9 protein-coding genes are annotated in these 9,321 nt (G+C 62.3%); 4 read left to right on the top strand and 5 right to left on the bottom strand.

Annotation, left to right across the window (positions count from 1 at the left end; genetic code table 11):
• Positions 1-196: 196 nt before the first annotated feature.
• The gene (locus MHZ35_RS17200; RefSeq protein ID WP_239436751.1) at positions 197-880 is read right to left on the bottom strand and encodes a TetR/AcrR family transcriptional regulator; all 684 of its coding nucleotides are present in this window, start codon (positions 878-880) and stop codon (positions 197-199) included.
• A gap of 137 nt (positions 881-1,017) precedes the next feature.
• Between MHZ35_RS17200 and MHZ35_RS17195 the strand changes: the two genes are divergently transcribed.
• From MHZ35_RS17195 to MHZ35_RS17185, 3 genes are read left to right on the top strand one after another with little or no spacing between them, the layout of a single operon-like run.
• On the top strand, positions 1,018-1,542 hold the full coding sequence (locus tag MHZ35_RS17195; protein WP_239436750.1) for a DUF4142 domain-containing protein: 525 nt from the start codon (positions 1,018-1,020) through the stop codon (positions 1,540-1,542).
• A gap of 52 nt (positions 1,543-1,594) precedes the next feature.
• Entirely contained in the window at positions 1,595-2,338 is a 744-nt protein-coding gene (locus tag MHZ35_RS17190) for an aspartyl/asparaginyl beta-hydroxylase domain-containing protein (RefSeq protein WP_125962481.1), read from the top strand.
• Positions 2,332-3,201 carry an alpha/beta fold hydrolase gene (locus MHZ35_RS17185; protein ID WP_125962482.1) on the top strand — a complete coding sequence of 290 codons (870 nt, stop codon included), beginning with the start codon at positions 2,332-2,334 and terminating at the stop codon, positions 3,199-3,201. The genes MHZ35_RS17190 and MHZ35_RS17185 overlap by 7 nt, the downstream gene beginning before the upstream one ends.
• Before the next feature lie 192 nt (positions 3,202-3,393).
• Here the strand turns inward: MHZ35_RS17185 and MHZ35_RS17180 are convergent, their stop codons facing one another.
• The 4 genes from MHZ35_RS17180 to MHZ35_RS17165 are packed head-to-tail and all read right to left on the bottom strand — an operon-like array spanning position 3,394 to position 6,988.
• Positions 3,394-3,831, bottom strand: coding sequence for a thioesterase family protein (locus tag MHZ35_RS17180; protein WP_132884459.1), 438 nt, complete (start codon positions 3,829-3,831; stop codon positions 3,394-3,396).
• On the bottom strand, positions 3,812-5,182 hold the full coding sequence (locus MHZ35_RS17175) for a Dyp-type peroxidase (protein WP_239436749.1): 1,371 nt from the start codon (positions 5,180-5,182) through the stop codon (positions 3,812-3,814). Before MHZ35_RS17175 ends, MHZ35_RS17180 begins: the two co-directional genes overlap by 20 nt.
• 1 nt (position 5,183) lies before the next feature.
• Positions 5,184-5,882: a hypothetical protein gene (locus MHZ35_RS17170; RefSeq protein WP_125944062.1), complete on the bottom strand. Its 699-nt coding sequence runs from the start codon at positions 5,880-5,882 to the stop codon at positions 5,184-5,186.
• A 17-nt stretch (positions 5,883-5,899) separates the two neighbouring features.
• Positions 5,900-6,988 carry a catalase family protein gene (locus MHZ35_RS17165; protein ID WP_239436748.1) on the bottom strand — a complete coding sequence of 363 codons (1,089 nt, stop codon included), beginning with the start codon at positions 6,986-6,988 and terminating at the stop codon, positions 5,900-5,902.
• Positions 6,989-7,217: 229 nt separating this feature from the next.
• On the opposite strand from MHZ35_RS17165, the gene MHZ35_RS17160 reads away from it, so the two are divergent.
• Positions 7,218-8,984, top strand: coding sequence for an oleate hydratase (locus MHZ35_RS17160; RefSeq protein WP_132884460.1), 1,767 nt, complete (start codon positions 7,218-7,220; stop codon positions 8,982-8,984).
• Positions 8,985-9,321: the final 337 nt, after the last annotated feature.

The raw sequence follows: 9,321 nt of genomic DNA, 5'->3' as shown, positions 1-9,321 counted from the left end.
GATCGCTGTATTGCTGCTCGGACAGCGTGCGTGGTCGTGGCGCTCCCGTGACGTACCTGTCCCATACGGCTTCCTTCCATTCCAACGAAAGGATCGCACCATCAAACCGTGGGATCAAACACCTAGTCAGGTCAGTTCCATTCCGAGGAGAGACTCGAAGAGGCACCGCTTAGCAGTCATAATGCACGAACGACTACTATACTGGACCATACCGTAAGAATAGCTCTGCCAATGCCTTCATCCAATCCTCGCTCGTAGACTGATCTGTTTCAGGAGCGCGCAGCACGTTCTCCGCCCGGCCGATCAAACAGTGCAAGAATGCGTGACGAAAGGTCGTCAAATCGGTATGCGCTAGCGCGATCGCGGCACCCGGATGTGCTAGTAAGGCGTCAATCGCGCGCAGACCGACAGCATAGGTAGAGGTCCAGGCGTCATGACGCGCGTCCGGTAGTTCCGTCAGCACCGCAGCAATCGCCTGACGCTCCGAACTGATCAAGAAGGTTAGGATACGCCTCCCAACGCTGCAGAACGCGGCGCGAAAGTCGTCCACATGCACGTCCTCATGAAGTCCGTCTTCTTCCAGTTCCAGCTTGCGCTGCAGAAGGCGCATCAAAAGATCACTGCGGTTATGGAATCGCGTGTAGATCGTCTTTTTGCTAACAGCTGCCGCACGCGCTATCCGTTCGACCGAGAGTTCGCCGGCGCCCTTTGCGAGCAGCAAGTCCCAGGTGGCGGAGAGGATCCTTTCTTCCAGACTGGCCGCCTCTTCTGCACTCGGCCTGCCTATCCGGCCGCGTTGGCGTTTCAGTATCGCCTTCTCACCGGCCATCGCGGCCATTCCTTCCGTCACCTCAAGTTTCAGCCGCTCACCCGACTTCACAATCCACACCTACGCTAAATCTTTGCGGGGAGGTAAGAGATTAACGGAACCGTCCGGTTCCCTTGCGCATTCTGGGGCGGTCAGTTGCGCAATGATTGACCCCCGTTCTTTTAGCTTGAGGAAGATCGATGTTGAAGTTGATCCTGGCGACCAGTGCCCTTGCCGTTTCCGTCACAGCGGTGTCGGCGCAGACCACCCCCCCGATTGCGGGCCAGAGTGCCCCCTCCTTCGTTGCAGCAGCGTCCGATGCCAATACCTATGCGATCAAGGCGTCCGAAATGGCTCTTTCCAAGGCGCAGCGCGACGATGTGAAGGCGTATGCTAAGCGCGTGCTGGACGAGAACCGCACTCTCCAGAAGTCGCTCCTTGCGTCGCTTCGCGACAACCAGCGCACGATCAGGACGCCGTCGAGTGCGCTGTCGTCCGATCGAGCCTCGCTGCTCAGCCTGTTGCAGAAGGCGCCGCGCGGCAGCTTCGACAACCTGTTCCTTACCCAGGCTATTCAGGTGCAGGACCGTGCCTGGTCGGTGTACAAGGGCTATGCCGAGGATGGCACCGATCCCGCGCTGAAGCAGATCGCCATCGGCGCGGCGCAGCAGGAAGAGCAGGAACTCACCGCCGGAAAGGCACTCCTTCCCGCGGCGCTGGCCGGTGATCAGTAACGCGCTCGCGCCCGGTCTAGGCCGGGCGCGGTCCTCCGTTGGCGCGGCGAGCATGCCCAAGCGGCCGATTACGCTGCGCCTGGGCAAGAAACTGCGCCCGATAGTCAATGCGATCGTCACGCGTGGATCGCTGGTCGGCAACGGGCCGGTGCATGATCCGGCCGATTTCCCCTGGGTGCACCTGTTGCGGAGCGAGTGGCGCAACATTGCGCATGAGGCGACCATCGTATGCGCCCATCGCGAGGCGGTGCCGCCGTTAAACGCCATCTCGCCCGATCATGCCCGCATCGCGGCCGATGGTCTCTGGCGATCGTTCTTCCTTGTCGGCTATGGACAGTCGATCGAGGAAAATCGTCGGCGCTGCCCTGCGACCAGCCGGCTGATCGGCGCCGTACCCGGCCTCAACAGTGCCTTCTTCTCAATCCTTGCGCCGGGCGCTCACATTCCCCGCCACAAGGGTGTCACCAAGGGGCTGCTGACCTGCCATATCGGACTCGCCGTGCCCGGTCGGCAGGACGGATGTCGAATGTTGGTGGCAAGCGAGACGCTGCACTGGGCGGACGGCCAGGCACTGGTATTCGACGACACCTACCCGCACGAGATCTGGAACGACACGGACGAGGTGCGCATCGTGCTGCTGCTGCAATTCCGCCGGCCGATGGCGCGCGTGGCAGGCTGGATCGCCGATCTGTTCCTTAGCCTGATCCGCCGTTCGGCCTTCGTCCGAGATGCGCGACGCGATCTTGCGCGGTGGCAAGAACTCTTCCGCGCGGCCGAGGACAACAACGCATGCTGATCCACGACCTACAGACCGCGCCCCTTCCGTTTTCTGTCCGCGGAATGCGTTTCGATGCGATCACTTGCGGCCCGGAAGACGGCGAACTGGTGCTGTTCCTCCACGGCTTTCCCGAATTTGCGGACGCGTGGGTAGACATCATCGCCGCTGTCAGCCGGGCCGGCTTCAGAGCCGTCGCCTTCGATCAGCGGGGCTACTCGCCCGGCGCACGCCCCCTGGGCGTCGATAGCTACCGCACATCCGAGCTGATCGACGACGCACTGGCGGTAGCCGATGCCCTCGGCGCGCAGCGATTCCATCTGGTGAGCCACGATTGGGGTGGCATTGTCGCCTGGAAGCTCGCCGTCGCGCATCGTGAGCGCCTCCTGTCGCTCACGGTGTTGTCCACCCCTCACGTCGATGCCCTGCTCGACGCCAGGCGTACCGATCCCGATCAGCGGCGGAAGTCGCGCTACATATCCCTTTTCCGCATGCCGTTCCACATCGCCGAACGACTGCTGCTCCGGAAGAACGCGGCCGCCCTGCGCCGCGCCTACCGGGGCAAGCTGCCGTCCGAGAGGCTCGAGACCTACGTGCGGCGCTTGGAAGTGCCCGGTGCGCTCACCGCCGGCCTGAACTGGTATCGTGCGCTCGATTTGCACGCGATCACCGGCCCAGTCCAGGTCCCGACCCTGTTCATATGGGGCTCCGAGGATCAGGCGCTCGGCCGCCGCGCCGCCGAGGCGACCAAGGACTTCGTCCTATCGGATTACCGCTTCCTGCCGCTCCAGGGCGCGTCGCACTGGCTCCTGGAGGAAGCGGCGGACCGGGTCAGCGAAGCACTCGTTCCCCATCTCCGCCGTTGGCGCTGCGGGTCGCCCTGATCTTCGCGACGTTTCCTCGGCCTTCAGCAGACCCAATCATCCACCCCCTGGTCGGCGTCGGCGACGACCGCTCGAGCCGTTCCGACGCCGCCGAGAGGCTGAGCATGAGCGCCGTCTGCTCGTGGGCTGCCACGCAACATCCAATTAAAACCGCTCGCGAGGGATAACCGCCCCCTTTAAGGTTCGGACCTGTTACAGGCAGAACGGCTGCGCCAGATCCGGAGTGATGCGGACGAGTTGACCCGAGCTCGCGTCGAGACAGCATAGCGTCGAGTGCACCTCGGCGACCGTCTCGCCGTCCCTGCCGATATGCGTCGAGAACCATGCTCGCCACGCTGTGTGCTTCATAATCTGAACCGTCGCGATGAGACTATCGCGGTGATAGGCCGGTTTTCGATAGAAGATCTCGTGACTAGCGACGATCCAGCGAAGCCGGTCGACATCTTCCTTCCTCGCTACCGCGCGCCAGTACGCGGTTATCGCCTGCTGCACCCACTGCAGGTACACAGCATTGTTGACGTGGCCCAGTTCGTCGATCGCGTCCGCCGAAACGGTGATGGCATGCCGATGCGAACGGTATTGCGAGCGCCCCCCGGGCCCGCCGGACGGTTCAGCGCCAGCCTGCTTCACCGATCCACCGGAGCGCCGTCAGCGACGGCATGAAGAGATATTCGCCGCCCATCAGACGGTTGAAGGTGGTCACGCCGTTGACGCGCCTTCGCGCCTGCTCCTGCGGAATGGTGAAGGTCCCGGGCTCCTCGTGCAGCGCGACGATCGGGTCCCTCTCGGTGCCAAGATCGATGAAGTTACCCCGGTTGATCCATTCCTGCTGGAGGAACTCGATCGTATCGTACGCCCGCGCGCTGATGAAGATGAAGAAGATGCCGCGATCGCCATTCGCATCGTCGGCCGCCGTCACGTCCGGAGTCCACTTGGGGCCGAAGGTGGAAGAGCGCCGGATAATGCGGTGGATGTTGACGTCGGTCAGGATCGTCAACTGGCTGTCGCGCGGGTTCAGACGGCGCATGTGCGCTGAATGCGGACAGACCAGTCCCTTGGGATCTTCCGCGAAATTGAAATCGTTGTTGCGTGATCGATCCGCCCCCAGCGCCTCGTCGTCACGATCCGGTGCCAGGATCAGCGGCGCGCCGCTGCGCCAGCGGCCGAACATCTTGGCCGCCAGCTTTTCCTGGTCGGCTTCGCTATCGGCGTTGGCACGGATGAAATCGTTGAAGGCGCCAACCGCGCTCTGATATTTGCGCAGGACCACGAACGATCCGTTGCGGCCGAGCGGGGCCGGTTCGGGCATTGCGACTGGCGCGCCGGTCTCGCTGTTTTCGCCCAGGATGAACTCGCCCGCCGCGATCGCGCGCTCGTCGCCCCGCGGGTCCACCCCGCCGCCCGCCACTGTCGGCTGCGAGATGGAGTCGCGAAATCCGAAAGGATTCTTGGCATCGGCATCCGCCCCGAAGCTGTGCGTGCCGACGAGCGTGACACCATGCGAGGCTTCCAACTCGGTCATGGCAACTTCGATCGCCTTTTCAAGCGCGGCTTCGTCGCGGGCATAAATCGTCAGCGCGATATGGCAGGTGCCGGGCCGAAAGGCATCTTCCCACCGGTCGGGTGCGTTCTCGCCGAAGTCGCGCAATTGCTCGGCTCGGGCGGCCATGCCCTGTTGAAACGGCAGGGGAAAGCTCTTCAGCGATGCCTCTGGCACGCCCAGCGCCTTCAGGCCGGCATGGCTGATCGCGACGCCGGTCCAAGCGTCCATGTCGTCCGTCCAATCGTGGGCCGAGGGGATGTGCGGCGCGAGCCGGCGGACGAGATCGCGACCGCCTTCCGCCTCATCGACGTGCAGCATCGCGTGCAGGCCGACATAGGGCTCGGGCCGCGATCGCAGGATCAGGGCCTGGATGTCGTCGAGCTGCAGCTTGACCCGCTCCCGGCTGAAGCGCGCCTTCAGGTTCGCCAGAACGCTCATGTCAGTAATCCACCCCTTCCGGCTTGGAGATGGCGTCTGTAAGTTGGTCGAGCGCCGCCTTGGTCGTCGGGTCGATGCCCATGTTGGCGGCCTCTGCATCGAGGAACACGTTGAGCGCCTTCTCCATTCGCTGGAAGCGGCGTACGTCGACCACCGTCACCTGCGGATTGGCAACGAACCAGCCGGCAGCGTCGATCTGGTGGTCGGCGATGAAATCCTTCACCTTGGGGCTGTCGATCCCCGGCCAGCCTTCGACGTTGGCGAACAGAAGGTCCATGAGCTCGGGGATCTTGGTCGCAAAGTCATTGATGTAGGCGTCCCAGTCGCCGTCGTAAGCGGTCGCGAACAGGATGCGCGTATCATCGTCGAAAAAGACGAAGCGCATGTCGTGCAGGGTGGAGACGCGCTGGGCGCCGTCCATGTTGCCGGCGGTGAGATCGAAGATCCGTCGCAGGCGCTCCGCGCCGCCCGGCTTGAGCGTCGCGATGGCGGTGAGTTCGGACACGTTGCCGGATTGCTTGCCGGCGCGGCCGGCCGACCGGGCGCTGCCCTTCAGGTCCGGATTATGTTTGCGGATCATCGCCTCGAGCGCGATCTTGGCGAGGTGGGGTGCATCGGCGGCGACTTCCTCCACCCGGCGACGGATTTCCTGAAGCTTGCTCTCATCCGCGAGGCGCGGGTCCTTGTTGTCTGTGGTCATCACGACCTCCTGCTTGTTCAATCGGGAATGTCATCGAGCCGGTCAGGCTCGATCCGGGGGCGCGCGTTCATCCGATGGCGGTAGCTGGTGGAGCGTTCGTAAGCCGCCCGGCGGATGCGCATGATCTGGCCGAGTGGGCGGTGCGCCTCTACGCCGTTCCATGGATTGAAAGACAGGACGTCGTCGCCATACACCTGGCGTGCCGGGGCGTAAGCGTCCTGCGCTGCGAACCGCAGCGTCGCGATCGGGCGATGCGGCGACACCTTCTCGTCCCAGCGTACCGCCGCATCCTCGACCGGCATCTCCGCCAGATCGGTGCAGAGCTGCGCCGACAGGGCATATTCCGCGCCCTGGCCGGCGAAATGCTCCACCATAACATCCCGCATCGTGGAGAAATCCGTCTTGCCCACCGGCTGTCCCGTCAAGGCCCGGACGTTATCGGAAGCTGGGGACAGCGCCAGCTTGGCGACATGGTCACCGAAGCGGATAGCACCTTGCGTATGGTAGCTCTCGCCGAGCGGATGATGGTTGTCGCGCGCCAAACCTTCGAGTGTCGCCCCCGGCGTCATCCTGAACGCCTCCACTGTCTTCTTGGCACCCCGCGCAGTGCCCGCGATCAGCCGCTGGAAGGTGTCGGGCGCATGCGCATTCGCCTCGAGAAGGCTCAGCATCAGCTTGTATTTGGCGATGGTGCCAAAGGCGAGGACGGGAAAGTTCACCATCAGGAAATCCTGGTTGGCGCCCCCGATATCGGGCGACAACCGCTCTCCTTCGACGCCGATCACCTTGATCGCGAAGCCTCGCGGCGCAGGGATCGCGTCCGAATGAATGTCGCTGGGTGCCGAGGACAGCCGTGCGACCACACCATACGTGGCTGGGCGCACGAAGATACCCTGCCGCAGTTCCGGCGCCAGATCGTCGTGAACCGTCAATGTGCCCTTCAGGACGGCATGTGACTTGGCATGCGCGTCGCGGATCGCGTGACGGTGATGCTCGAAAGCGCAGCGGTTGCCGGCCGCCATCTGCTCGACGATCTCGGCCGTCAGGCGCTCTTCATCCTCGGCGATCGTCTCGATGTCGGACGAATAGAGAAGCGGTGCTTTCAACCCTGACCTCGCTTGCTGACCTTGTTCAAGTGCGCTTCGACCCAACGTGCTCGAAGAGATTAGCAACTAACAACACACAAGGGAACCGTGTGGTTCCCTTTCTTTGCAACCTCTGCTATGCGCGTCCGCAGGGAAACGATTGATCGAAACGGAAAGGCTCAGCGCGACGGTGCTTCGTAGCCAGGCGAAGTCAGATCCCCGCCGTCGGGGGCGTTAGAAGGAGCTTGCCATGCATTACAGCAGCGGAAACTATGAAGCTTTCGTCCGCCCCCGCAAGCCGGATGGCGCTGACAGGAAGACGGCATGGTTCGTCGGCTCCGGGCTGGCCGGACTGGCGGGCGCGGCCTTCCTGATCCGCGACGGCGGTGTTGCTGGCGAGCGCATCACCATTCTTGAAGAGCTGGATCTTCCCGGTGGCGCACTCGATGGTCTCGACGTGCCGGAGAAGGGCTTCGTCATCCGCGGCGGCCGCGAGATGGAGGAGCATTTTGAATGCCTGTGGGATCTCTACCGTTCGATCCCGTCGTTGGAGATCGAGGATGCCAGCGTCCTCGACGAATTCTACCGGCTCAACAAGGATGATCCGAACATCTCCTTGCAGCGTGTGACCCAGAACCAGGGCCAGGACGTGCCGGACAAGCATCTGCTGACGCTGAGCGCCCGGGCGCAAAAGGACCTGATCTCGGTCTTCCTGGCATCGCGCGAAGAGATGGAGAACAAGCGGATCAACGAGGTCTTCAGCAAGGACTTTTTCGAAAGCAACTTCTGGCTCTATTGGCGCACCATGTTCGCCTTCGAAGAGTGGCACTCCGCCCTCGAGATGAAGCTCTACATTCACCGTTTTATCCACCATATCGCTCATCTCGCGGACTTCTCTTCGTTGAAGTTCAATCGCTACAACCAGTACGAGTCCATGGTGCTGCCGCTGGTTAAATGGCTGACCGATCACGGCGTTCAGTTCCGCTACGGCGTTGAGGTGACGGATGTGGATTTCGACATCCGGGAAGGCCACAAGGAAGCGACCCGAATTCACTGGAGGGAGAAGGGCGAGGAAGGCGGCGTCGATCTTGGCCCCGACGATCTCGTCTTCATCACCATCGGCTCGCTGACCGAAAACTCGAACAATGGCGATCACCACACCCCGGCGGAACTAAACGAGGGACCGGCGCCGGCTTGGGATCTGTGGCGGCGCATCGCGGCGAAGGACCCGGCCTTCGGACGCCCGGATGTGTTCGGTGCCCATATTCCTGAGACGAAATGGGCATCGGCATCGATAACCGCGCGCGATCCCCGGATCGCGCGGTACGTCGAGAAGATCACCAAGCGTAACCCCTTCACCGGCAAGATCGTCTCGGCCGGCATCGTCACGGCGAAGGATTCTGCATGGCTGCTGAGCTGGACGGTCCACCGGCAGCCGCATTTTAAAAAGCAGCCCAAGGACCAGATGATCGCTTGGTTCTATGCGCTCTTCGTGGATTGCCCCGGCGACTATGTGAAGAAGCCGATGCAGGAGTGCACCGGCGAGGAGATCACCCAAGAGTGGCTCTATCACCTTGGCGTGCCGGTCGAGGAAATCCCGGAGCTCGCCGCAATTGGCGCCAATACGGTTCCGACGATGATGCCCTATATCACCGCATTTTTTATGCCACGTCAGGCCGGCGACCGCCCGGACGTGGTTCCGGAAGGGGCAGTGAATTTCGCCTTCATCGGCCAATTCGCCGAGTCCAAGCAACGCGATTGCATCTTTACGACCGAATATTCGGTGAGAACGCCGATGGAGGCCGTCTACACGCTCATGAACGTCGAGCGCGGCGTGCCCGAGGTATTCAACTCGACCTATGACATTCGCACGCTGCTTGGCGCCATTACCCCTCTGCGCGATGGGAAGCACATCGAGTTACCGGGTCCGGCTTTCCTGCGCAAGCTAGCGATGAGCAAGCTGGAGGGCACAGAAGTCGAGAAGCTCCTTAGGGAATTCAACCTGTCCTCGGGATGACGGTGCGCTGCTTACGCGCTATCGAACTACGCCATTCTGAAAGTCCGGCGGTCGCATTGTCTTTTCAGGATCGACATGCCTCCGCGTCGGCGACTGGGTTCAGCGTTGAAATCCGGCATTCTGAAGAATGCTGCAAGTGTTCTTGAGGACCAGAGCGTTGTCACCAGAGGCCTCGTGAGTCCGCAGTAGCGATTACACGCCTCTTTGTTCATGAACTGACGTGACCCCCGTTTCTTCATCCACCTGGAACTAGAGACCGGCCCTTGAAGGGACGGACGGAATGAAGCGGAAGCAGTTTACGGAAGAGCAGATCATCGGCATCCTGAAGGAGGCCGAG

The sequence above is a fragment of the Sphingomonas sp. ACRSK genome (assembly GCF_022346685.1).
GTDB lineage: Bacteria > Pseudomonadota > Alphaproteobacteria > Sphingomonadales > Sphingomonadaceae > Sphingomonas > Sphingomonas molluscorum.
Note: the sequence above shows the minus strand (reverse complement) of the source record. Positions and strands in the feature narration are given on the sequence as shown.

Excerpts from the sequence above, each read along its gene's own strand:
- MHZ35_RS17190 (WP_125962481.1), top strand. The coding sequence starts at position 1,595 with ATGCCCAAGCGGCCGATTACGCTGCGCCTGGGCAAGAAACTGCGCCCG.
- MHZ35_RS17185 (WP_125962482.1), top strand. The coding sequence starts at position 2,332 with ATGCTGATCCACGACCTACAGACCGCGCCCCTTCCGTTTTCTGTCCGC.
- MHZ35_RS17175 (WP_239436749.1), bottom strand. The coding sequence starts at position 5,182 with ATGAGCGTTCTGGCGAACCTGAAGGCGCGCTTCAGCCGGGAGCGGGTC.
- MHZ35_RS17170 (WP_125944062.1), bottom strand. The coding sequence starts at position 5,882 with ATGACCACAGACAACAAGGACCCGCGCCTCGCGGATGAGAGCAAGCTT.
- MHZ35_RS17160 (WP_132884460.1), top strand. The coding sequence starts at position 7,218 with ATGCATTACAGCAGCGGAAACTATGAAGCTTTCGTCCGCCCCCGCAAG.